The following is a 24,704-nucleotide window of genomic DNA, read 5'->3' on the forward strand; positions in this document are numbered from 1 at the left end:
CTCTTTGTCTAGCTTGCGCTCATATCGTACGGATATTCTGTCTTTTAAGAAGTTCTTGCTGTTTCTATGCTTTGGGCTTGCTTCGCTCAGTGCGAAAGCTCAAATGTCAGAGATAGGTATTGAAATAGGCGCCAATAACTACGTTGGAGATGTTGTGCGCAAATACGATTTCAGCAATAATGCCCTTGGCGGACAGTTTTTCATCAGAAGGCATATCAATGATGGTGTGAGCTATAGAATCTCTGCCGGTATTGGTAAAATTAAAGGTGTCGATGATGAAGCTTTTGACGTGTTTTCAGCTAATAGAGCAGCCTCTTTTGATGGGAGTTTTCTGATGACAGACCTTTTGTTGGAGTATCATTTTTTGAACTATAGAAATGATAAGCTTCAACAGTTTTGGAGTCCTTATGTGTTTTTTGGTGCAGGTTTGTATCGCATGGAAGGGCAAGACCAAGACTTCAACAACTATAATACTGGAATGAATTTCAGAATACCTGTTGGAGTAGGAGTGAAGTTAAGGCTCGACAGAAGATGGGTCTTGGGAATTTCAACTTCTGCCATAAAAACCAACTCCGACTTAATAGATAACGTTTCGGCCAATAGCCCAAATATTAAGAACTATAGAGGTGGTAATCCGAACGATGACGATTGGATGTTCAATACCTCCATTTCCTTGAGTTATACTTTCTATAAAATTGTCTGTTGGAAGCCCTTCTTCTAATCTAGTTGACAAAGAGAACATTAGCATTTAAAAAGCTGGTTCATTTTTGTACCTTCGCACTCGCATTTTCGAGAAGTGTGTAGATGAAGGAAAATATCAGGCAGGAAAGTCTTCCTAAGCACATAGCAGTAATCATGGATGGTAATGGCCGCTGGGCCAAGAAAAAAGGTGCTGCCCGAGTATTTGGGCATAAAAATGCCATCAAAGCTGTTCGCGATGTTACAGAAGGATGTGCCGAATTGGGCGTTGAGTACTTAACTCTTTACGCCTTCTCCACAGAAAATTGGAACAGACCTAAACTAGAGGTAACTGCTTTAATGGAGCTTTTAGTTTCAACACTGAGCAGTGAAATCAAGACCTTAATGGACAATGATATCAGATTAGATACCATTGGAGATAAAGCCAGCTTGCCACCAAAGTGTCAGAAACAGCTGTCAGAAGCCATTGCAAAAACAAGTGGAAACAGCCGCATGACCTTAGTGCTAGCTTTGAGCTACAGTGGAAAATGGGACATCACCCAAGCCACTAAGCGCATAGCCGAGGAGGTGAAGGAAGGTAAGCTAGAAGCTGAAGACATAACACAAAGTACAATAGATAAGTATTTGGTTACCTCAGGAACTCCAGATCCTGAGTTGTTAATAAGAACAAGTGGAGAACAGAGAATTAGTAACTTTTTGCTTTGGCAGATGGCTTACACCGAGTTCTTTATAACGGATACGCTCTGGCCTGATTTCAGAAAAGAGCACTTGTATGAGGCCATAATCTCATACCAAGAAAGAGAAAGAAGATTTGGAAAAACTAGCGAGCAGATAAAGAAGTGAGTTCGGGAATGAGAAAAGTAATAGTAGCTATATGCCTCCTTATGCTTGCCTTTGGCAGTGCTATGGCTCAAGTGAGATATGGGGTAAATGCTGGCGAAGGTGTTCAAATCGATTATTCAAACCCTAAAGTTTTTGAGGTAGCAGACATTAAGTTCACTGGGCTAAATGTATTGGACGAAAGAGCTTTGACCTCTTTTGCAGGAATAAAAGTGGGCGATAGAATTGCTATTCCAGGCCGCCAAGTTTCTGATGCTATTAAAAAATTGTGGAATCAGGGAATCATTGCAGACGTACAATTTTGGTTAACAAAAACTGAAGGAGACAGAGCCTTTATTGAGGTAAGAATTACGGAGCGCCCAAGAATTCTAAGATACAGAGTATCAGGTGTTGGCTCTGGTCAAGCCTCGGAGTTAGAAGAGCAGCTGAATGTAAAGGGTAAGGTGGCTAGTTCGGCCTTGATAAAAAACTCTGAGTTGGTAATTAAGAAATACTACATCGAAAAAGGTTTTTTGAATGTTGCAGTAAAAACGGAGCAAAATGCAGATAGCCTTCTAACAGATGGAGTTGGATTAAACTTTATAGTTGATACAAAGGGTAAAGTCAAAATCAATAAGATTGAGTTTGATGGCAACGAAGCCTTTGATGATGGTAGGTTAAAGAAAGCTTTAAAGAACACCAAGGAAAAACCTCGTTTTTGGCTCATAAACCGCTTATTCGAACAGGTTTTCAACACTAGACCTAATACAATTGGCGATTACTTCGATAGTACTTATGAGGTGTCTAACCGCGACTTCAAGGAGTTTATTAATGACAATGTTAAGCTCAATTTTTTAAAGAGCTCCAAGTTTATAGAGGCTCAGTATAAGGAAGACAAGAACTCTCTGATCAACTTTTATAACTCTAAAGGTTATAGAGATGCGGAAGTGGTTAGTGACAGTGTTACTAAGTTAAACGATGACTTCATTAACCTAGACATTAAGGTAGATGAAGGAAGCAGGTATTATATAAGAGATATTGACTGGGTTGGTAACTTTAAGTATACGGATGAATTCTTGACTGAAAAATTGGGGATTGAAAAAGGTGATGTATACAACCGTCAAAAAATTGAGCAGAGAACTCAGTTCGATAACGAAAATGGAGATGATATAATGTCTCTTTACCAAGATGATGGTTACCTATTCTTTAGCCTAGAGGTTGTAGAAGTTAGAGCTGAGAATGATTCCATCGACCTTGAGATGAGAATGTATGAAGGTGAGCAGGCTACTATTAAGAGAATTATTCTGAAGGGTAATGATAGAACATCTGATCACGTAGTTCTTCGCGAAATTAGAACGCTGCCAGGCCAGAAGTATAGTAGAAGAGACTTAATTAGAACTATTCGTGAGTTAGGTCAATTAGGATACTTCGATCCGGAGCAAATAAATCCTCAACCAATTCCTAATATTCAAGAAGGAACGGTTGACATCATATTTACTTTAGTAGAAAAGTCATCAGATCAGATTCAATTGTCCGGTGGTTTTGGTGGACCATTTGGCTTTGTGGGAACCGTTGGTCTGTCACTCAACAACTTCTCAGTTAAAAATATTGGTGATTGGGATAAATGGAGGCCTTACCCTAGTGGTGACGGGCAAAAACTTTCCTTGCAGGTTCAATCTAATGGTAGAAGATTCAGAAATTATAGCATGGTGTTCTCTGAGCCTTGGTTAGGCGGAAGAAAACCTAATAATTTCACAGTTAGCCTTAATAGAACAGTAAACAGAAGTATTGATTTTTTCAACGATAATGAGGTTCTAGGTTTCTTAAAGGCAACAGGGTTCTCTGTTGGATTAGGAAGAAGATTGACTTGGCCAGATGATTATTTTCAGGTTCAGAATAGTATCAGGTATCAGTTATATGAGGTTTCTAATTTTGGAAATACGCTTGGCTTCACAAGTGGAAGGTCTCACAGCTTAACGTTCAATACTACCATTTCTAGAAGTAATATAGATCAGCCTACTTATCCATCTTACGGTTCTCAATTTACCTTCTCGATTAATGCTACTCCACCGTGGTCTGTCATTAGCCCAGATGATTACAATCCTGAAATGACCGAAAGCGAAAGATATAAAAGAGTAGAATATCATAAGTGGATGTTAGACTACTCCATGTTCCTTCCTTTAGGACCTAAGTTTGTATTCAATGCTAGAGCTCATTTAGGTTTCATTGGTACTTACTCAAGCAGAACAGATTCTGGACCTTTTGAGAGGTTCTTGTTGGGTGGTAACGGATTAAATGGTGCAAATAACTTTATAATTGGACAGGATATAATTGCGTTAAGAGGGTATGAAGATAACGTGATTGACCCTGTTGACCCCGTAACCGGATTTAGAGGAGGTATTATTTACAACAAGTTTACTGCAGAACTGAGGTATCCAGTTTCTAAGGCTCCAACTTCTACTATTTATTTGTTGGCCTTCGGAGAAGCAGGAAATGCTTGGATAGACTTTAGTGAGTACTCTCCAAGAGACCTATTTAGATCGGCAGGTGTAGGTGCTAGAGTATTCTTACCAGCGTTTGGATTATTAGGAATTGATTGGGCTTATGGTTTTGATTCTGATGATTCTTTGAGTCCGGCTGTAGTTGGTGGTTCGCAGGTGCATTTCACTATCGGACAACAAATTAGATAGGCCATGTACAAATTATTAACTACGGTAGCATTATTGGTGATAATCTCTAATTTTGCGCTGGCTCAAGGCAACGGCTATGGGCAAAAAATAGGGCATTTCGATTCTGAATATGTCTTAAATCAACTTCCTGAATACGCTGAAAAAACCAAAGAATTAGAAGCTCTGGCGAAGACCTATGATAAAGAGGTACGGAGTTTGTATGATGAGCTAGAGAAAATGAGAGCTGAGTTAAGAGCAAACGAGGTTTTGCTTACGCCAGCAATGATAGAAGAAAGGAAAGAGGCGATTGAGGCCAAAAATCAAGAGGCTTTAAATAAAAACACTGAGCTTTTTGGTTTTGACGGGCTCTACTACAAAAAGGTAGAGGAGTTGCTAACCCCTTTGAGGACCAAAGTAAATTTGGCAGTAGAGGTGATAGCTAAAAAGCATGGCTTGGATTACATATTCGATAAAGCAGAGTCTATTGGGATGATATTTAGCAATCCAGTCCATGATTATACAGAGTTTATTTTAGAAGAAATGAAAGCTCAACAAAAAGGAAACTAAAACATTAAATAAGTAAAGATGAAGCGTAAATTTTTAGTGATGGTGGTCTTAGTCCTAATGACTACGGCAGTAAAGGCTCAGGGAACAAAAATTGGATATACATTCCTAGAGTATATCGTGTTTAACATGCCTGAAATGGAGAGTATAAACTCCGATTTGGAAACTTATTACGGTCAGTTACAGGCCCAAATCCAAGCCAAGCAAAAAGATCTAGAAACGAAGTATCAACAGCTTCAGCAAATGGCTCAGCAGCCAAATGCTAATCAGGTTGTATTACAAGAAAAAGAAAATGAATTTCTTACTCTTCAGGATCAACTTCAAAAGTTTTCTGCTCAGGCAGAACAAGCTTATGGTGTAAAGCAGGCTGAAAAAATCAACCCTATTTACAATAAGGTTCAAGACGCTATTGAGGCTGTTAGAAAAGAGAACGGATATGCAATGATTATTAACTCTAAAGCAGGAGCCTCAGCAGGTATTGTTCTAGCTTCTGATGAGTCTTTAAACGTAACAGAACTTGTGTTTAAAAAGCTAGGTGTACCTATGCCTGAACAAGCTCCAGAAGAGAGTGCTGCTCCAACTACTGGCAACGGAAATAATTAATAATCATATTTAGATATTGTTTGAAACCTCTTCTTGCGAAGGGGTTTTTTTATTTTAGGCCTATGTTAAATCCGCTTAAAACAGGTGATAAGGTTGCTATAGTTGCTACTGCCAAAAGACTTGAAAAGTCTATAGAGGGTGCTATTTCAATTATTGAAAGTTGGGGTCTGGAAGTAGTGCTGGGAACTCATGTGATGGGTTCTGATGAATACTGGGCTGCAAGCAATGAGCATAGGCTTTCCGATTTACAAGAGGCATTAGACAGTTCTGAAGTTAAAGCCGTCATATTTGCTCGAGGTGGCTATGGAACAACAAACATTTTGGATCAGGTAGACTTTTCTACATTTCGGGCTAATCCTATATGGACGATTGGGTTCAGTGATTTAACTAGTTTTCTTCTACAGACCGGCAGAATGGGCGTTCCGTCAGTTCATGGGCCCATGGCTTATACCATCGGAAATGATGATGAGTCAGATGAACAACTTAGGCAACTGCTGTTTGGAGAACGGAGCTTCAGTGCATCTTTATCGGCCAATGATTTGACAAAACAAGGCCAGGTTGAAGGTCAAATTACTGGGGGTAATTTGTATTTGATCTGCGAGTCAATTGGAGCGAAAAACGAGATAGATACTGATGGAAAGGTGCTCTTTCTTGAAGAAGTTGGAGAAGACTTTTATGCAGTAGATCGAATGCTCAATAAGCTAAAGAGGGTTGGTAAATTTGAAAACCTCAAAGGGGTTTTGGTTGGTGATTTCACTAATGTGAAAGACTCTAACGGTTACTTTACAAGAAGCTTGAATGAGCTGATTCTGTCTTATTTTGATGATTTAGAGTGTCCAATTGCTTTTGGTTTTCCTGCAGGGCATGAAGCCAAGAATATTCCTTTAGTGTTTCATCAAAACGCTAAGATTCATATTGGTGAGGGAAGCATATTAATTGAGTACTTAGATTAAGAACCCTGCGGCTAAACCAGCTAGAATAATTAGTGGAGGTGGTATTTTGGTGTAAGTAAGAAGTAAGAAAGTACCTATTACTACCGTCACGTTGAGCACAGAATTATCTATTGGCTCAAAAAGCAAGAAGGCTGCAGAGGCCACCATGCCAGCACTAGCAGCATGAATGCCTTCTAAAGATGCTCTTACCACCCGATATTTCTTCAGGCTATCCCAAAATCGAATTACAAAGAAGATTAGAAATGTTCCTGGAAGAAATATGCCGCAAGCGGCTATGAAGCCACCGAGTATTTGAGCACCAAGCCCTAAATCTCTTACAGATAGTGCACCTACAAATGAGCTAACAGAAAACGTAGGGCCAGGTACAGCTTGTACCATGGCTAAACCTGACAAAAATTCCTCAGAGCTTAAGTATCCTTTAAACTCTACAAACTCCTTATTGAGGAAAGGAATGAGTACCTGTCCACCACCAAAAATTAAACTACCGTTACGATAGAAGTTTTCGAAGAGTAGAACTATTCTGTCTTGAGTGAAAGCACCAAGGAGCGCAGCCGCAATGAGTACAAGTCCCCAGAGTGTAAAATTCCCCCATTTGATTTTGACCTTCTCCTTTACCTCAATTTCTTGCTTTTTGTACTTGAAGGCAGTTAAACAGCCAGCAAATACGAGTACAATAGGAAGTGCAGCAGGCTTAGAAATAAAGTAAGTGACAATAGCAGAAAGTGCCATAAGCGCCCCTGCAGTTTTGGTAGTCACCATCTTGGAGGCTATGATGTAAGCTCCATAACTGATGAACCCTACAGCCATGGGCTGAATAAATTTGGTGAACTCCAGGCTGAAGTTTTTGGTCTGATAATTATCAACCAAAATGGCTGCTGTAGTCATTATGGCTACGGCAGGGAGCATCCATACCAAGAGAGTGAGGTAGGCTAGATTGGCCTTGCCAATTCGGAAGCCAATGGCTGTAATTGTTTGTGTAGAAGTGGGGCCTGGTAGTATCTGACAAAGCGCATAAAGCTCCATCAATTCTTCTTCAGAAATGTAGCCACGCTTTTTAACCATAATGTTTAAAAGCATGGCCAAATGAGCTTGAGGGCCACCAAATGCACTGATGGCCAGTATGAATACATCTTTTAAAAAGATGAAATACCGGATGCGCTTAACCGCTCCCAATTTCTATTTCTTTCGAAGACCTATTTCACGAAGACGCTCTTCCAAAAACTCACCTGCCGTAATGTCATTGTAAAGCTTCGGATGATCTTCATCTATACAGTTCTCTAGACAGGTCAAGTCCATTTCTGAGCGCGGGTGCATAAAGAATGGAATTGAAAAGCGGCTGGTACCCATTTTCTCCTTAGGAGGGTTAACCACTCTGTGAATTGTAGACTTAAGTTTGTTATTGGTATGTCTGGAAAGCATATCTCCAACATTCACCACTAATTGCTCAGGTAAAGCGGTAATCGGAATCCACTCTCCATCATTTCTCAATACCTGAAGACCATCGGCACTAGCTCCCATTAACAAAGTAATCAAGTTAATGTCGCCATGTTCAGCCGCTCTTACCGCATCTGCCGGAACTTCATCAGGATTTTCTATTGGGAAGTAATGAATTGGCCTTAAAATACTGTTGCCATTATGGACTTTGCTATCGAAGTAATGCTCATCTAGTCCTAAATAAAGGGCTATAGCCTGAAGCATTTTTATTCCCGCAGCTTCTAGTGTTTTATAAACTTCCAGCCCAATTGCTTCCATTTCAGGAAGTTCATCTGGCCAGATATTGTCTGGATATTGCTCCTTGATTGGATCGTTGTCCGTTACATGTTGGCCTACATGGTAGAATTCCTTCAAGTCGCCAGTGCTTCTACCTTTAGCGTGCTCTTTTCCTTTACCGATATATCCTCGTTGACCGGCAAGCTCAGGCACTTCATACTTCTGCTTTACCTCATCTGGTAAGGCAAAGAATTTCTGAATGGTAGCATATAGCTTTTCGGTCATTTCATCAGTTAAGCCGTGGTTTTTAATGGCCACAAAACCAATGTTGTTATAAGCGTCTCCCAAGGCTTGCACAAAAGCCGCCTTTTGCTCGGGAGTTCCTTTCGTGAAATGCGCCAAATCTAAAGATGGCACTTCGTCATAAAGTATTGAGCTCATGTAATTATCGTTTGAAGTCTAAAATAAGCAATAAACGTTGAAATCAGCTAGTCATAACTGTTTTCAATACTTCTAAGGATTTGATTTCCTTCAGTGTATCTGTGTGTGTTCGATAAAACTTAATGATATGATCCAATACATCGCGTCTGAAAGTATTCGGGATTGAAATATTGGCTCCAATGTTTTCATTCATTAATCGGTCTAATAAAGCCAATTCATTTTCTACCAAACTATAATGAAAACCGGCTTCTTCTAGTTGATAAATCAGGTCTTTACCATTCTCAGGGCCAAAGCCTAAGAAATTAGTAGACTTGAGTAAGAGCTGTAGGTGGAAGTTGTTGAAACGTTCTTCCTGATGATCGAAATAGATGAAAGATTGCTCTATAAACTGGTAAAGTGGTTCGTTTTCAGACTCATTCCGTAAGACTTTGCTAAACACTTCCATCAAGAAAATACCAATGGCTCTTTTAGTTGGGTCGAAGGGAATAGACGCGTAGCTTACTGAGAACTTAGCTTCTGAAATTCGCTGAATATCTTTCTCTGGCTTATGATAAACCACCATATCTAGCAGCGAAAGAGGTTGATACAAAGCAGTCTTACCTTTGGCTTTTTTACTGCGAACTCCATTGACAATGTATGACTGCATGCCGAATTTTCGCGTGAAAATTCTAGCAATAATTGAGGTCTCACTGTATTTAATGGTACCTAAAACGATGCCTTGAGTATGATGCAGCATTAGATGATAACAATTTTCGCTACATATGTTTCGAGCCCATCTTGGCTAGCACTGAAAACCAGATAAACTCCTGATTTTACTCTTGCGTTATTCAAGTCTCTTCCGTTCCAGATGGCAGTGCTGCCATTGGCTCTCACCTCTTTCACTAGTTTGCCAGAAACATCTGTGATTTTAAGCTGAGCATTATTCACTAAGCCTTCAATTACAATTTGGCCAGTATAGCTTGGTGCTACTGGGTTAGGGTAGACTTTCACGTTTTGGTGCTCATCTGTACCAATTGTGGCATCACTTCTAAAGCTGATGGCTCCTTTGTCTGTGGTAATCAATACTTCACCAGAAACAGGTTCTATGGCAAGAGAAAGAATATTATTTGATGGTAGAGGACTATTGTTGATGGTGAAATGATAGATCAGTTCTTCACCGGTTTCAGAAAAAAGCCAAATGCCATTACTTTTTGTACCGAACCACTTTCTGTTGGCTGGATCTATTCCAATGTCCGTTATGTATTCGTTTCTCAGTAGTAGTCGATTTTCAAAAATTGGTACCGATGCTGTCAATGAGCCGCCTTCAAGTATGCCATACGGGTTAGTGAAAAAGGCTATGCCTTGGCTTGTAGCTACCCAGACAAAAAAGTCTTGGTCTAGCTCAATATCTGTGACTACATTGCTAGGAAGCCCACCTTGTCCACCATTCAAGTTTAAGTATCTCTCGCGGTTGGAGGTTTCGTTGTAAACAACAATTCCACCACCCTCATTGGGATCAACCGAAAGCCATTTATCTCCGTTTGGGCCAATGAAAATATCGGTTGTGTATCTGGCAAAAGGATGACTAGGGCTTTGATTTTCCCAGCTGTTGTTGCTTGGGTCGAAGGAAAACACATTACTTTCTCTATCGTAGAAGCTAGCCCAAATCAGTCCTTCTTCGTCTGTCGTAATAGATGATAGATTATAGCTGCTATTGATTGAGACAGGCCCTGAATTTGAAGAGATAAGAGCCTCTGAATTCCCTGCCAGATTGGTCTTGAAAAGCCCTTGATCGTAGGAAGCAAGGTAGATTTCATCGTTCAATTGAACTAAGTCGATGATCTGACCAATCGGTTCACCTGTTGTAGAAGGTTTGATGTTCAGCCAATTTCTGTCTTCGTGGTTATATAAACTGAAGCTGTTTTCTTCATTTAAATCTGAGAAGGTTGATGTGTTTAAATAGATTTTGCTGCCAAATAATTCAGCATTGTAGGAAAGGTCGGATGTTGGACCATCCAAAGTGTAGATTCCAGTTTCTGAAGCACCTTTAATAAGTCGTTGCAGAGACAAACCATCTGTAGCAACCCATATAAATGAACCATCATTTAAGACATGATTGATTCTTGTTCCATCTCCTTCAGTGTTGTAGATACTTTCTAGAGATGATTCAGTCAGGTTCAGTACTTGCGTTTCCGAACTCACTAGAACTTCGTTGCCTAAACTTTCCAAGTGTGTTATGGGTGAAGAAAGGTTCTGATAAAATATCCAGTTCCCATTTTCGCGTTTGAAAAGGTCACTATCACTTGCTGCGAAAAAGCCAAAATTAGTTTGTATAATATTCGAGAAGGCTAAGCCAGGTAAGCTTCTTTCCCAATTATTAAAGTCTTGTCGATTGATGTTAGAAGCTAAACTAGCAGCCAAAAGACCATCGGCCGTAGCAGCAAAAATGCTATCATTATATATCAGCACCTGATTGATGGAAAGAGGCTTTCCTTCTTGGCCAAGGTTTTGATATGCCTCAGTAATTTCATCTCGGTCAATATTGTAGACAACTACACCAAGGTCTCCTGCAAAGTAGATGTCACGGCTATTATTAGTGATAGATCTAAACTGTTTGGATTGGGTAGTTTCGAAGTCTTTAACGGTGCTCAGGTTTTTAATTTCTGAGTCTGAAACAAAGTCTATATTACCATTTTGATAGCCAATAATGAGTGTTTCACCGTCAGGCATCAGGCCTAATGCGCCCACACTCACGTCATTTAGGTCATTGATTTTTGTGAGTTTGCTCAAGCTACCTTCTGCTCTGTCTATGGCAAAAATGGTATTTTCTGTAGCAGCGTACAGGCTTGAATTGCCTTTTACAATGCTTTTTACGTCAGTATAACTAAAGTTCGATCGCCAACCGAGAACGGGTGTGTTTTGTGCTTTAACATGCTGAAAGCACAAAATGAGAATTACCCAAAGTGTAAAGAAGCTACTTTTTCTCACTCGCTTTTTTCTGCTTTTCTTTCTCTCTTTGGCCCTCGTAAAAGTATTTTCTGTTCCTCGCCTGATAGATGTCTTGTTCACCCAATTCAACCGTTTTTTCACTATCGGTTAACTTGAAAGAGAACGAAGCTAAAGAACCACTTACAGCACAAATGGCGTGTAGTTTGGTCACAAACTCAGCGATAGCAAGCAGGTAAGGCATTGGGCCGAAAGGTTTTCCGTTGGCGTCCATGTCTAAGCCAGCAACAATTACACGTTTTCCATTATTGGCCAGTTTTCTACATACGTCTACCACCTCTTCGTCAAAGAATTGCGCCTCATCTACTCCAATTACATCGCTATCTCCGGCTAATAGTAGAATATCTGACGCAAACTGAACGGGCGTAGATCTGATAGCTGTCTTATTATGAGACACCACATCTTCATCGTCATAACGCGTATCTACTGCAGGCTTAAAAATTTCCACTTTTTGCTTAGCAATAGTGGCTCGTCTCAGCCTCCTGATTAGCTCTTCGGTTTTACCTGAAAACATACAGCCACAGATTACCTCAATGCTGCCTGTGGTGTGTTCGCCAGGAATGTTACTTTGTGGTTCAAGAAACATACTAATCAGTATAGGTTATATGTGGAAACTTATTGGTATCGGCTACACTAACTTCGATATCATCTTGAAGCGTGTTTTGACAGGCCAATCGCTCATTTTCCTTTAATCTACCTAAATCGAGGAACTTTTGCTCATTCTCACTTGGCTCTCCAAACTGTTCTAGTCCTTTATGAATCACCAGTTTACAGGTGGTGCATCTTCCTTTGGCTCCACAAGCAAACATCCAGTCTATCTGATTGTCTTGAATAATCTTAAGAATTGAATCGTTACTAGATGGAACATCAATGAGTGTATTATTCAAATTTCGGATCAGGATTTTGGGCATTATGCTTAATTTAACTTTGAAAAACTGCCATACATGCTTTATCAACTAAAACAGTCTCAAATACCTACAGTAAGCCAGAAAATTGGCGAAACCATTTGTGATAAAACCTTTCAAAATTATATAAAAATAGATGGCGAACATCTGATTTCATTGACCAATTCACGACAAGTGAATTCGTTTATCATCAGATCACTTTTTAACCAATGGAGAAAGGAAGTGGAAAGGCTTGAAAGCCCGTATTTTGACTTTAAGCATGAGAAGGTTCAAGAGGCACTGAAAAACTTTATGAATGTACTTTCTAACCACATTAGTATTGATAGGCATCACTTACAACCCATACTAAGCCAAGCGGTATCGGATACCATTTTAATAGCTTTTGAACCAAGAGCGTATCTGGAAGCGGTTTTGGATAGGTCTGCTAAGCCTCAAGATTTCAAGCTGCAGTTTAAATACATTAAGAATAACAGAGAGTTGTTTAAACAGCTGGTAGAACAGATTGGTGATTTCGATACCAAGGCAAGCATACTTCAGGCTTTTGATGGGCTAGCTCATGTTCAACGCGAAGAGATTGATCCGAAAGTATTTTTGGAAAAACTCAATTCATCAAGCTTATTGGAGGAGCTCTTTGAGGTGAAGGAACTACCTAAGCCAGAGCCTGCTCCAGAACCAGTGCTGGAAGAAAAGCGGGCAGAGGCACCTGCGCCCACTCCAATTAGGGAGGAGGTTCAACCTAAAGAAGAAAAGCATTCAGCCACTTTAAACGATAAATTCGAAGGTGCACCTAAAGGGCAAACCTTGGCAGAAAGACTTCAGCGCAAGGTGAATAAATCTATTGAGTCTAGTCTGACTTTAAACGAGAAATTCATGTTTCAGAATAACCTATTCAATGGTGACAATGCTAGAATGAAACAGGCCTTTGCTGCCATAGATCAAGCACAAGACTTACAAGATGCACTCAACAAGGCCAATACTTTCAACGATGGCTGGGATATGGATAGTGAGGAGGTAGAGGCGTTTATGGGAGTGTTAGAGCGTAGGTTTGTGTAGGGTAGTTTCAGTTGGTAAGAATTGAGTTCCTAGCTATAGACTATGGATAGGTTTTCTGTTGGAATAGTCGATTGAAAGAATTTAAGTTGGCTTTCGAACATATAGCCACTGGCAATCATTTCTAGTAGGAATTCTTCACTTTGGATAATGAGTGTCATTTGATCAATGTGGTATTCAGAAAGATGCAGTCTAAAGTAGCGCGCTTTCCTGAGGGGAAATCCTAGTTTTAATAGCCATGACATAGGAGAATACCAACTTGGATTGACGGTTTCATTTCCTTTAATGACTATAAGTTTTGCTATGGAATCGAATCTTATAGGAATGTTTTCTATGCTGCTGGATAAATATGCTTTTAGTAGAATTCCGTGTTCATATTTTTGAAATGAGCATTTAGAGTTCTCTTTAAGTTTTGTGTTTTCTGTAGGGCTTTCAAGTTTCTTCAAAAAGAATGAGGTGCTCCCCAGGGTAGTTTTTGACTTGAAATCAAATTTAATCGGCTTCCCTAGAATTTTCTCAATTTCAAAATCTGTTAATATTTGCCTCTTGGATTTAGACATTTTCCTAGTGTCTTGAAAGCACCTGTGCTCTATGCATGTCAATCTTCAGTAAAACGAAGAGCATAATAGTAAACGACCAAAGTGATGAGCCTCCATAACTAAAGAAGGGCAATGGAATACCAACTACTGGAAAAAGACCAATAGTCATGGCAATGTTAATGGTGAAATGGAAAAATATTATGGCGGCAACAGAATAGCCGTAGAACCTAGCAAACTTAGACTTCTGCCTCTCAGCAATAAATACTAAACGCATTACTAGGGTGATAAAAAGAATAATCACCACCGCACTACCTAACCATCCATGCTCTTCGGCTAAGGTAGAGAAGATAAAGTCTGTACTTTGTTCTGGTACGTAACCAAACTTGGTTTGGGTACCTTCTAAAAAGCCTTTGCCAGTAAAACCCCCAGATCCAATGGCAATTTTGGATTGCTCTAGGTTCCATCCTTCATTCATTGGATCGACCAATTCTGGTCTGAATATGGCTTCTACACGCTTTCTTTGATACTCGGCCACAACCTCATTGAGTAGAAAGTCCGTAGCCAACACAAACCCAGTTACACCTATGGCTATAAGAGCGATTGGAATAATCCTTTTGGGCTTTTTTAGTTGCATGGTGGCCGCAATCACAGTAACCGCTCCAATTCCAATCAATATATAGTTCTGTGGTACTAACAAGGTGAGTACAAACAATACACTAACAATAAGGGCTAAGATTAGGTAGATAGAGGGAAAGCCCTCTCTGTACATAGGTATGATCAGAGAAGAAAAAATGATAACGGAACCGAAGTCTGGTTGTAGCATAATTAGGCCAATGGGGAGCCCAATAATTAGCAATGCTTTAAGTTGTGAACTTAGGTCGGTAAGTTTTACTCCTGTGCCAGATACAAACCTAGCTAGTATTAGGGCCGTGGCCATTTTAGTAAACTCAGCAGGTTGAAAGCGAAATGCTCCAACCTCGAACCAGGCCTTAGCACCGTTTACCTCTTTACCGAAAATCAATACCCCGGCCAGCAAGAGTATCATTAGTCCATAGAAAAGGGGAGCAAAAGACTCATATATCCTAAAATCTAAAAGAAGTATGACCAGAATAGGAACCAAGGCAACTCCAATAAAAATGAGTTGTCTACCACTATTCAGGGTCATATCAAGAATGCTCTGGTTGGCTACGGGGTCATATACGGAAGCAAATATGTTGAACCAGCCCAGCGCAACTAGTATAAAGTATATAAAGACTACGAGCCAGTCTAAGTCAGTAAAAAATCCGCCCTCTCTTCTCAATTCTCTTGCTGTAACCCTATTAGGTACTTTTTATTCAGGATGTAATCTTCTCTTTTGGCCCAGGTTTCTTTGATGTAGCCTCTCAAGTATTTCTCAATAATTAAACTAGCGGTAACGCCCGAAGCTCCTCCGCCCCAGCCTGCATTTTCAGTATATACCGCTATGGCAATTTTAGGATCATCTGCAGGTGCAAATGCCATAAATACAGAGTGATCTAATGTTTCATCTTTTTTGCCGTTTTCTGCTGTTCCAGTTTTACCCGCTATTGGGATATCTGGTATCAGAGCTCTGCCTGCAGTTCTTTTAACCGCGCGCACCATACCGTCAATTATAGCGGGATAGTATTCATCTCCTTTGCCAGTATAATGTTTTTCAAATTGAAGAGGCTTCTGTACGCCATTCTCTTCAATAGCCTTAACTAGGTGTGGGGTAATATAATAGCCTTTATTAGCAATTATGGCGGCTAGGTTAGCCACTTGAAGTGGTGTAACTTCCAGTTCTCCTTGGCCAATTGAAAGGGAGTAGATAGTTGGGTAAGCCCACCTTCTTTCGCCATGCATCCGATTATACATGTTTACATCGGGTACAGTTCCTCCAACCTCTCCTTTGATGTCTATCCCTAATGGAGAACCAAAACCAAATCGTTTAACAGCAGCTGTCCATTTTTCTAGACCAATTGGAGTGTCAGTGAATATGCTGTTGCCAACTCCCTGATTAACTGTTCTGCGCATTACTTCCCAGAAGTAGTTGTTAGAGGAGTGTTCTATACCTCTAGCAACATCATACATACCAGCAGGGGCATGGTCTCCTAACCTGCCTAATGTAACCTTTATAGGCTCATAAGCATCTATAACACCCTCATCTAAAGCAATAAGGGCTTGAACAGTCTTGAATATTGACCCTGGAGGATATTTGGCCTGAATTGCTCTGTTAAATAGAGGGGCGGTAGTATCGTTCTTTATCTGCTGAAAGTACTTTCCAAAGTTCTTACCAGAAAGCAAGTTTGGATCGTATGAAGGTGCCGAGACCATTACCAAAATCTCGCCTGTTTTTGGATCTATAGCTACTACACTGCCTCGGCTACCAGCCATTAGTTTTTCAGCATAGGCTTGAAGCTCTAAGTCAATGGTAGTTATAAGGTTCTTGCCTGGGGTTGAAGCCGTATCGAGTTCACCGTTTTTGAAGTTGCCTTTTTCTATGCCATTTACATTAACAACCTTTCGGCTTACACCACGCTCTCCACGTAGTTCTTTTTCATAGTACTGTTCTAAACCAGTAAGTCCTTTATAGTCTCCAGATTTGTAGTAATTGGTAGTGTCTAATTCCAAATCGCGCGGGCTTACTTCGCCTATATAACCTACCTCATTAGCCAATATTGGCTTAGTATATCTTCTTACGGTTCTTGGGTTGGCATAAAAGCCGTTGAATTGATAAAGATTATCCTGAATTTCAGCATACTTCTGATGAGAGAGTTTTTTGAGAAAAGCCGAAGGTTTAACAGGAGAGTAGGCTCTCGCCTTCTTCATGTTGGCTAGAAAATCTTCTTTGGTAATATCGAAAAGCCTGCAAAACTCGGCAGTGTCAGCAACATGCACATCTCTGGGCACTACCATTATATCATAAATAGGCTCGTTATAGACTATCAGCTTTTCATTTCTATCGTACATTAACCCACGAAAAGGGTACTCAACAATTGTGTGTACAATATTGCGTTCAGCTTTCATCTGATAGGTTTTATCTACCACTTGAAGAGCGAACAGTTTAACCAAGAATACTACTCCAATCAGAATAAAAAGACCCTGAATTATGTATCTTCTATTTTCAAGCATGTATCAGTTAGATTTTGGATAAAAAAGATACTGCGTAAAGACCACAAATACCAATGTTATAACGCTGGAAACCAATGCTTTTGTTATAGTGTGCCAGAAGAATTGTGCAGATCCGGCTTCAACAAAAAATACAATGCAACAATAGGCAAAAATGAGTGGAGCTGCATAGCCTAAAAACCATGAAATACCGTAGCTACCAATGGTAGAAAGCTCATTACTTTCATAGCCACTTCTCGGAACCACAATTTTCATCCAGGTAGGTCTAATAAACATGATGAATACCGCTGCAGAAGCGTGAATTCCCAATGTTTGATAGAACAGGTCTACAATTATGGCACAAATAAGCCCAAAGACCATTGCTGTGGTAAAGCCAGAGTCTACCGGAAAGCTCAATAAAAAGAGTAGGTAAATAAAGGGAAAACCAACCTGTAGAAATACAAAGTTTCTGAATACCAGAACTTGAAGACTCATTAGGAGCACAAAGCTGATAACCAGAAAAACGATGTGTTTGCTCATTAGAATAGTTGCGGGTTTGAGTTAATTAGAGAGTCTAGTTCGGGCTTCTCATTGTTTTTGATCACATATACAAAAGATAGGCTTCCGAATTCCACGCTTAAATCTATTTCTATATTGAGATAGGTATTGTTTTTATCAGGTTCACTGCTCCTTACAGTACCTATCATTATTTCTTTAGGGAAAATAGAGTTGAAACTAGAAGTTACAATTGTGTCGCCCACTTCAATTCTAACATCTGGGGTAAGGTAAAGCAGTTTAGCTACTTGCGGGTTTACACCTTCCCACAGTACCGTACCCATTCTTTCCGTTATTTTATGCTTAGCAGAGATTGGGTTTCTAGTATTCAGTAATGATATTCCTTGAGCAAAATCTCCTCTTACATCTCTAATCTTTCCTACCACACCCAAAGAGTTAATTACCCCCATGCCAGGTTCTATACCATCGTTAGAACCCTTGTTAATCATGAAGAAGTTATTAGCATTTCTGATGCTATTTCTAACAATCTCTGCCGGAATTAGCTCATAACTTAAGCTATCAGTAGAGTCACTGGCTATTGATAGTTGGGTTAAGCTATCGAAAGGTATAGCCCTATTTGAAAGCAAAAGAGATTTTAATCTAGCGTTTTCTTGAGCTAGTTCTTCATTGACCTTCTTAAGGCTAAAGTATTCGGTAATATTAGCGGTTGTCTGATTTACAGATCCAACTACACCCGCAGTGGTTTTAGTGAAACTACTTCGCTGATAATCATTATGTCGAACAATGAGCCAAATACAAAAGAACTCAAGGAGCAAGAAGGTAAAGAATGCCCTAAATCGATATAGGAATGAAAGTAGCTGACCCATTCATTCAGATTATGTCATTAACACTGCTCTGTATGAATTGATGTTTTTCAAGGCTTCACCTGTACCTCTAACAACTGCTCTTAACGGATCGTCTGCAATGTGAATAGGTAACTTGGTTTTCAGAGCCAAACGCTTATCAAGACCTTTCAACATAGCACCACCACCTGTAAGGTAAATACCTCTGTCATAGATGTCGGCAGAAAGTTCTGGCGGTGAAATCTCCAAGGCTTTCAACACGGCCTCCTCGATTTTAGAAACCGATTTGTCTAGTGCGAAGGCAATTTCTGAGTAAGAGATCTTGATCACCTTTGGAATTCCAGTCATCAAGTCACGACCTCTGATTTCGTAATCTTCAGGAGCATCTTCTAGCTCAGTGAGTGCCGAACCAATGGCTATTTTTACTTTTTCAGCAGAACGCTCACCAATTAGGAGGTTGTGCTGTCTTCTCATGTAATCGAGAATATCTTTGGTGAAGGTATCACCTGCAACACGGATAGACTGATCACACACAATACCGCTCAAAGCGATTACGGCAATCTCAGTAGTACCACCCCCAATATCAACGATCATTGAACCAACTGGCTCATCGATCTTAATTCCAGTACCAATAGCCGCAGCAATTGGCTCATAAATCATGTAAACTTCTTTGGCGTTGGCATGCTCTGCTGAGTCACGAACGGCACGTTTTTCAACTTCAGTAATGCCAGAAGGAATACAGATAACCATTCTATGAGAAGAAGGCATAAAGCTTCTTTTCTTCAGGTCGATCATTTTGATCATCCCTTTGATCATCATTTCGGCAGCTTCGAAATCCGCAATTACACCATCCTTCAGTGGCCTGATAGTTTTGATGTTATCATGCGTTTTTTCGTGCATGTTCATGGCCTCTTTACCAATGGCCAAAACCTTGTTAGAATTCTTATCTATAGCAATGATAGACGGCTCGTCTACCACAATTTTGTCTCTATGAATAATCAGCGTATTGGCCGTTCCAAGGTCAATGGCTATATCGCTGGTTAGAAAATCGAAAAAACCCATTTGAGTCGGTCTCCTTGTCGTTTAAATAATTTGACTAATGTAATGATTCGTAAAAAGCCAGCCTAATCAAAATTAGTGTTTAAAATGTCTGGTGCCGGTAAATACCATAGCCATGTCATTTTCATCGCAGTAGTTAATAGAAAGCTCATCCTTAATAGAGCCTCCTGGTTGAATTACTGCTTCGATTCCCTCACCATGTGCAATTTCTACACAGTCTGGGAAAGGGAAGAAAGCATCTGAAGCCATTACCGCTCCCTTCAACTCAAAGTTGAAAGATTTGGCTTTTTCAATGGCCTGCTTCAAAGCATCAACCCTTGAAGTTTGTCCAACTCCACTGGCTAACATTTGATTTTCGGTGGCCAGAATAATAGTATTAGACTTGGTGTGCTTACAAACCTTAGAGGCAAAAACCAAGGCTCTCTTCTGAGCATCAGTCACCTCTTTTTTAGTTACGGTTTTGAAATCCGCAGCTTGGTCGGTCACCAAATCTCTATCCTGCACAATTACACCGTTCAATAAGCTTTTATATTGCTTCTTGGCCGATAAATTTTGCTTTTTAACGAGTAAAATTCTGTTCTTTTTCCCCTTCAACAATTCTAGCGCATCAGCATCGAAACTTGGAGCGATTAGCACTTCGAAGAAAAGCTTATTTAACTCTTCTGCAGCGGCCATGTTAATGGCTTGATTCGAAACTAAAACTCCTCCAAAAGCACTCACCGTATCAGCAGCGAAAGCTTTTAAATAAGCGTCTTTCACGTCTGAACCAATCGCTACTCCGCAAGCATTAGTATGCTTCAAAATAGCGAATGCATTTTCGGAAGCATCGAATTCCTCGATCAAACAAACCGCAGCATCAATATCTACCAAATTGTTATATGAAAGTTCTTTTCCGTTCAGTTGGTCGAAAAGCTCATCCATTGGACCATAGAAGTGACCTTCTTGGTGTGGGTTTTCGCCATATCTCAATTGCTTGCCTTGTCTCTCACTTACTTTGAACTTCGTCAATCCTTCTTCTTCATTGAAGTAGTTGAAGATTGCAGAGTCGTAGTGAGAAGAAATGTCGAATGCCTCAGCAGCAAACTTCCTTCTATCGGCAAGGTCAGTTGAACCGTTTTTCTCTTTTAGTAATAATTCAACTGCGCTGTACTGCTCACGAGAAGAAACGATAAGTACATCTTTGAAATTCTTAGCTGCTGCTCTGATTAGAGAGATTCCTCCGATATCGATTTTTTCAATGATATCTTGCTCAGGAGCTCCTGAAGCTACAGTTTCTTCGAACGGATAAAGATCTACAATCACCAAGTCGATTGAAGGAATTTCGAATTCCTTGGCCTGACCAAGGTCACCATCATTGTCGCGTCTGTGCAAAATTCCACCAAAAACTTTAGGGTGAAGGGTTTTTACTCTTCCACCAAAAATAGATGGGTAGCTTGTTAGGTCTTCTACTGGAACCACTTCTGCTCCTTGTTCTTCGATGAATTTTTGAGTTCCACCGGTTGAGTAAATGGTTACTCCATTGGCTTTTAAAAGCTCAATGATTGGAGCAAGATTGTCTTTGTAGAATACTGAAATTAAAGCGGATTGGATTTTTACCTGCGACATGTCCGAGGGGGATTTAATAAGTCGCAAAACTAGGGATTTTATATGGATTTGAGAACTTCTTGCTCAACCACTTTCGGATAATTTTTGTGTTCTAGCTTGAGTACTTTAGTCGCAATATCTTCGGCTGAATCTGTCGGTTCTAGCTGACACTTTTCCTGAAAAATGATTTTGCCCTCATCGTAATGCTCATTCACGAAGTGGATAGTCAAACCAGACTCCGTTTCTCCAGCCGCTTTTACTGCCTTGTGTACATTCGAACCGTACATTCCCTGACCTCCGAACTTAGGTAGAAGAGCAGGGTGGATATTGAAGATTTTATCACTGAATTCCTTAACTAGCTTTTCAGGAATGAGTAGCATAAAGCCCGCCAGCACAATAAAGTCGACTTCTTCCTCCTTCAGAATTTTGATGATTTGCTCACCCGTTTCCCAATAAGTTCGATTGTAAACATGATGCTGAATTCCAAAACGATCAGCTCTTTCTATCACTCCTGCAGACTTGTTATTGGTGAAAACAGAGACAATCTCAATCTGCGGATGATTTTTAAAGTGTTCGAAAAACTTTTCGGCATTGGAACCGCTGCCTGAAGCAAAAATTGAGAGTCGTTTTTTGGTCATATCCAGATCATGCTGAGCACTCCAAGCAACATAATTATTTTGCAATAGGTGCTGAGGTTATGAAATTGTTTCACGGTGTCTGCACGTTGAACACCGAAGCCCAAAAGTAGCAAAGTAATTCCGAGAATAACTGGTAAGAGCACTGACATGTTCCAAAGTAGGATGACCACTGTAATTTCAAAGGCGACCATAATTGCATAAATGACCCACTTAGTTTTGGCTACCCCCATAACAATCGGGATGGTTTTACAACCGAACCGAGCATCGCCTTTCATGTCTTCAGTATCCTTAATAATTTCTCTGACTAACGTAATGTACGCAGCGAAAATAGCATAGCAAGCTATGATGTAAGCTCTTTCATGAAAGTACTCGGCCACTAATATCAGAGTTGTGCCCGTAAGAATAGCCACTACGAAATTGCCAATAAAGGCGAGTCTTTTGAGTTGGTTGGAATATAGCCAAAGCATAAATGCGGCTCCGAACATTATTATACCGATTGGTATAGAAATGTAGAAGCCAATGGCAATTGCTGTAATGTTTAGAGCTGTATGCCCGAGAATTACCCATCGCCTTCGAAGCTCTTTGCCTACCACAACCCGGTCGGGTTTGTTGACGAAGTCTATTTTTATATCGTAATAATCGTTGATTAGGTAACCGGCACTGGTAATCATAACAGTTGCAGAAACCATCAGGAAGAAGTTAGTGTCTCTTAGAATTTCAGACCAATCTCCGTTTGTGCTTAATAAAAATAGGGCAGTAACATACTGTGTGAGCCCAACCATAAATAGGTTGATAGCTCTTATGAGCTTCAGGTAGTTGTAAATGAATGACGGTCGTAGAATCTTAGCGACTTGCATTGCGCTTGTTTACGCAGCAAAGATATTTCAGTTGGCGTAGTAATCGATAATATGTTGTGAGATAAGTCGATAAATTTCAGCCAATTCGGGATCGCTTTTCAACGAATCGAACTGCAAATCGAGTGTTTTGAGGTCTTCACGAATAGCAGGGCCAGTTTGTGCTCTCTCTGGGCCAATCTCGAAAGACTTATTAAGTGTCTCAACAATTAGAGGTTTTAGAAGCTCAAAGTCCATTTCCTGATTTTGCAAAATACTCTGAGCCACGGTGAACATGTGGTTGGTGAAGTTGCAGGCAAATACAGCCGCCAAATGAATAGCTTTCCTTTGCTGACTAGAAATCTCTTGAGTTTTAGAGCTGATGGAGTCGCCAAGCGCTCGGAGTGCGTCTAAGATAAATCGATTCTCGGCCTCAATACAAATCGGAATGTTTTCAAAATCGACTTTCTTTCCTTTACTAAATGTCTGAAGTGGGTAGAAAACCCCAATATTTTCAGTGGGAGCATAGCCAAGAACCTTCAAAGGTTTCGAGCCTGAAGTGTGACAGAGTATAGCATTTTCAGGTAGGCTTAAGCTTGAAGCAACTTCTTCTATCGAGTCATCAGATATCGCAAGAATGAAGATATCAGCGTTGATTTCAGAGAGGTTCAGAGAGCTTCCGGTAGATGCATTGAAGTAGTCTAAACCGAATTGCTTGGCTTTCTGGGCATCGCGATTGTAGATATGAGCGATGATGTGCCCAGCATTTTCTAAGGCTCTAGCTAGGTGCCAGGCTACATTTCCAGTTCCTAAAATTGCTATTCGATGAGTCACGGGGCTAAGTTATCTATTTTTAACCCACGGTTTAAACCGTGGGTTATCTAATCTATGCCTTCGCTGCTACAAGGATTGCCTCAACCAGTCTATCTAAATCATATTTGGTAGTGTAAACATGAGGTGTAACTCTTGGCCCGTTGACCTTCTCGTATTTCACTGGGCTGGTATGTACTTTATGTGTGTTGAAAAGAGAGTTGTGTACTGGGCCTGCATCTTGACCATCGATTCCAAAATTGAAAAGAGCCCCACTAAACTGTGGTTTGGTGGAGGTGTAGAATCTCACTTTGTCCACATCTTTTACCTGATCTACCCAATACTGTTTGAGATATTTGAGGCGTGCCTCTTTTCGAGCCGACCCGATGGCCTGATGAAAGTCTATGGCTGAACCAATAGCTTGTTCTATGGCGAAAGAGCGGGTTCCAATATTTTCAAACTTGCGGATATTATCTTCTTGTCCTTCTGGTGCTCCTAGTAGTGGCCATACGTCTTTGATCTTGTTCTTGTTTATGTATAGAAGTCCGGTTCCGAAGGGTGCGCAAAGCCATTTGTGAAGGCTAGTTCCAAAGAAATCGCAACCAAGATCACTGATTTTGAAGTCGAGATGGGCGAAGGAGTGGGCACCATCGACAATAGAATAAAGGTTATTCTCTCTGGCTAAGTCGCAGAGGCCTTTAACCGGCATAATGTGCCCAGTCCAGTTGATGATATGAGTGATGTGCAACACTTTGGTTTTTGAAGTAATTGCCTCTCTGTATTTTCGAATCACCTCTTCATCACTTTCAATAGGGATTTCGAAGTCCAGCCACTTCAACACTATTCCATCTCTTTGTTCGCGCTGTTTCCAGGCGTTCATCATATTTGGGTAGTCATATTTAGTGAGAATTACTTCATCGCCAGCTTTCAGGTTCAACCCAAAAATGACCGTATTAATCGCTTCTGTGGTATTTCTGTTAATGGCCAATTCATCAGCTTCAGTTCCGGCCAGGTGAGCCAGTTTCGCCCGAAGAGGTTCTCTTCCCTGGTCAAGAATTCGCCACATATAATAGGAAGGAGCCTCGTTGCAATAGGTATAAAAACGATTGGCAGCATCTTGAACTACCTTAGGTTGTGGGCTCACTCCACCATTATTCAGATTAATGATTGAGCTTGATGTGGTATAGGCTTGCTGAATCCTTTTCCAAAGCTCTTCGTCTTGAGCAGCATCTTCTGGTGATAAAGTATTTAAGTGCAGAAGTGCATCCGAGATATCTTCAGCCAAAGACTTCTGAAAAAATGAGGATAATGATAAAGTTCCTGCGGTGAGGAACGACTTCCTAAAAAATGATCTTCTGTTGCTCATGAATCCCTATTTGA

General features: G+C 40.4%; 24 protein-coding genes. 7 read left to right on the plus strand and 17 right to left on the minus strand.

The window, feature by feature from the left end:
* The first annotated feature begins 55 nt into the window (after positions 1–55).
* From porG to T7867_RS07205, 6 genes are all read left to right on the plus strand, one after another.
* Entirely contained in the window at positions 56–721 is a 666-nt protein-coding gene (gene porG, locus T7867_RS07180; protein ID WP_273514984.1) for a type IX secretion system protein PorG, read from the plus strand.
* Positions 722–804: 83 nt separating this feature from the next.
* Positions 805–1,542: an isoprenyl transferase gene (locus T7867_RS07185; protein ID WP_322300021.1), complete on the plus strand. Its 738-nt coding sequence runs from the start codon at positions 805–807 to the stop codon at positions 1,540–1,542.
* An 8-nt stretch (positions 1,543–1,550) separates the two neighbouring features.
* Positions 1,551–4,208 carry a BamA/OMP85 family outer membrane protein gene (locus tag T7867_RS07190; protein WP_068218486.1) on the plus strand — a complete coding sequence of 886 codons (2,658 nt, stop codon included), beginning with the start codon at positions 1,551–1,553 and terminating at the stop codon, positions 4,206–4,208.
* A 3-nt stretch (positions 4,209–4,211) separates the two neighbouring features.
* On the plus strand, positions 4,212–4,754 hold the full coding sequence (locus T7867_RS07195; protein WP_068217310.1) for an OmpH family outer membrane protein: 543 nt from the start codon (positions 4,212–4,214) through the stop codon (positions 4,752–4,754).
* 18 nt (positions 4,755–4,772) lie between these two features.
* Entirely contained in the window at positions 4,773–5,354 is a 582-nt protein-coding gene (locus tag T7867_RS07200) for an OmpH family outer membrane protein (protein ID WP_084375575.1), read from the plus strand.
* A 62-nt stretch (positions 5,355–5,416) separates the two neighbouring features.
* Positions 5,417–6,307, plus strand: a complete 891-nt coding sequence (locus tag T7867_RS07205; protein WP_068217316.1) for a S66 peptidase family protein — start codon at positions 5,417–5,419, stop codon at positions 6,305–6,307.
* On the opposite strand, the gene chrA is transcribed toward T7867_RS07205, so the two are convergent.
* The 6 genes from chrA to T7867_RS07235 are packed head-to-tail and all read right to left on the minus strand — an operon-like array spanning position 6,299 to position 12,354.
* Positions 6,299–7,480 carry a chromate efflux transporter gene (gene chrA, locus T7867_RS07210; RefSeq protein ID WP_068217319.1) on the minus strand — a complete coding sequence of 394 codons (1,182 nt, stop codon included), beginning with the start codon at positions 7,478–7,480 and terminating at the stop codon, positions 6,299–6,301. The two genes, T7867_RS07205 and chrA, sit on opposite strands and share 9 nt — an antisense overlap.
* A gap of 3 nt (positions 7,481–7,483) precedes the next feature.
* Positions 7,484–8,458 (minus strand): isopenicillin N synthase family dioxygenase, encoded by a 975-nt coding sequence (locus T7867_RS07215; RefSeq protein WP_068217324.1) that lies wholly within the window; start codon positions 8,456–8,458, stop codon positions 7,484–7,486.
* A 43-nt stretch (positions 8,459–8,501) separates the two neighbouring features.
* Positions 8,502–9,194, minus strand: a complete 693-nt coding sequence (gene recO / locus T7867_RS07220; protein WP_068217326.1) for a DNA repair protein RecO — start codon at positions 9,192–9,194, stop codon at positions 8,502–8,504.
* The gene (porZ, locus tag T7867_RS07225) at positions 9,194–11,425 is read right to left on the minus strand and encodes a type IX secretion system anionic LPS delivery protein PorZ (protein ID WP_157717532.1); all 2,232 of its coding nucleotides are present in this window, start codon (positions 11,423–11,425) and stop codon (positions 9,194–9,196) included. Before porZ ends, recO begins: the two co-directional genes overlap by 1 nt.
* On the minus strand, positions 11,412–12,029 hold the full coding sequence (locus T7867_RS07230) for a thymidine kinase (protein WP_068217332.1): 618 nt from the start codon (positions 12,027–12,029) through the stop codon (positions 11,412–11,414). The genes porZ and T7867_RS07230 overlap by 14 nt, the downstream gene beginning before the upstream one ends.
* A 1-nt stretch (position 12,030) precedes the next feature.
* Positions 12,031–12,354 carry a 2Fe-2S iron-sulfur cluster-binding protein gene (locus T7867_RS07235; RefSeq protein ID WP_068217335.1) on the minus strand — a complete coding sequence of 108 codons (324 nt, stop codon included), beginning with the start codon at positions 12,352–12,354 and terminating at the stop codon, positions 12,031–12,033.
* 33 nt (positions 12,355–12,387) lie between these two features.
* Here T7867_RS07235 and T7867_RS07240 point away from each other — a divergent pair, with 33 nt between their 5' ends.
* Entirely contained in the window at positions 12,388–13,401 is a 1,014-nt protein-coding gene (locus tag T7867_RS07240) for a hypothetical protein (protein WP_068217338.1), read from the plus strand.
* A 29-nt stretch (positions 13,402–13,430) separates the two neighbouring features.
* Here T7867_RS07240 and T7867_RS07245 read toward each other — a convergent pair whose 3' ends face one another.
* The 11 genes from T7867_RS07245 to T7867_RS07295 form a co-directional block, all read right to left on the minus strand.
* Positions 13,431–13,958 carry a hypothetical protein gene (locus tag T7867_RS07245; protein WP_068217341.1) on the minus strand — a complete coding sequence of 176 codons (528 nt, stop codon included), beginning with the start codon at positions 13,956–13,958 and terminating at the stop codon, positions 13,431–13,433.
* A gap of 4 nt (positions 13,959–13,962) precedes the next feature.
* Positions 13,963–15,237: a rod shape-determining protein RodA gene (gene rodA / locus T7867_RS07250; RefSeq protein WP_068217344.1), complete on the minus strand. Its 1,275-nt coding sequence runs from the start codon at positions 15,235–15,237 to the stop codon at positions 13,963–13,965.
* The gene (gene mrdA / locus T7867_RS07255; RefSeq protein WP_068217347.1) at positions 15,234–17,066 is read right to left on the minus strand and encodes a penicillin-binding protein 2; all 1,833 of its coding nucleotides are present in this window, start codon (positions 17,064–17,066) and stop codon (positions 15,234–15,236) included. Before mrdA ends, rodA begins: the two co-directional genes overlap by 4 nt.
* A 3-nt stretch (positions 17,067–17,069) precedes the next feature.
* Entirely contained in the window at positions 17,070–17,582 is a 513-nt protein-coding gene (locus tag T7867_RS07260; protein WP_157717533.1) for a Rod shape-determining protein MreD, read from the minus strand.
* Positions 17,582–18,424 carry a rod shape-determining protein MreC gene (mreC, locus tag T7867_RS07265; protein WP_068217354.1) on the minus strand — a complete coding sequence of 281 codons (843 nt, stop codon included), beginning with the start codon at positions 18,422–18,424 and terminating at the stop codon, positions 17,582–17,584. Before mreC ends, T7867_RS07260 begins: the two co-directional genes overlap by 1 nt.
* A gap of 9 nt (positions 18,425–18,433) precedes the next feature.
* The gene (locus tag T7867_RS07270; protein WP_068217357.1) at positions 18,434–19,462 is read right to left on the minus strand and encodes a rod shape-determining protein; all 1,029 of its coding nucleotides are present in this window, start codon (positions 19,460–19,462) and stop codon (positions 18,434–18,436) included.
* A gap of 72 nt (positions 19,463–19,534) precedes the next feature.
* Positions 19,535–21,064 (minus strand): bifunctional phosphoribosylaminoimidazolecarboxamide formyltransferase/IMP cyclohydrolase, encoded by a 1,530-nt coding sequence (gene purH / locus T7867_RS07275; protein ID WP_068217360.1) that lies wholly within the window; start codon positions 21,062–21,064, stop codon positions 19,535–19,537.
* Between the two features lie 38 nt (positions 21,065–21,102).
* Positions 21,103–21,681: a phosphoribosylglycinamide formyltransferase gene (purN, locus tag T7867_RS07280; RefSeq protein WP_068217362.1), complete on the minus strand. Its 579-nt coding sequence runs from the start codon at positions 21,679–21,681 to the stop codon at positions 21,103–21,105.
* Positions 21,678–22,538 (minus strand): geranylgeranylglycerol-phosphate geranylgeranyltransferase, encoded by an 861-nt coding sequence (locus tag T7867_RS07285; RefSeq protein WP_068217365.1) that lies wholly within the window; start codon positions 22,536–22,538, stop codon positions 21,678–21,680. Before T7867_RS07285 ends, purN begins: the two co-directional genes overlap by 4 nt.
* 27 nt (positions 22,539–22,565) lie before the next feature.
* Positions 22,566–23,348 (minus strand): Rossmann-like and DUF2520 domain-containing protein, encoded by a 783-nt coding sequence (locus tag T7867_RS07290; RefSeq protein ID WP_068217368.1) that lies wholly within the window; start codon positions 23,346–23,348, stop codon positions 22,566–22,568.
* A gap of 52 nt (positions 23,349–23,400) precedes the next feature.
* A complete protein-coding gene (locus T7867_RS07295; protein WP_068217371.1) occupies positions 23,401–24,690 on the minus strand; it encodes an aminotransferase class V-fold PLP-dependent enzyme in 1,290 nt (429 codons plus the stop codon).
* Positions 24,691–24,704: the final 14 nt, after the last annotated feature.

It is taken from the genome of Roseivirga spongicola (assembly GCF_034376045.1).
Classification (GTDB): Bacteria; Bacteroidota; Bacteroidia; order Cytophagales; family Cyclobacteriaceae; genus Roseivirga; species Roseivirga spongicola.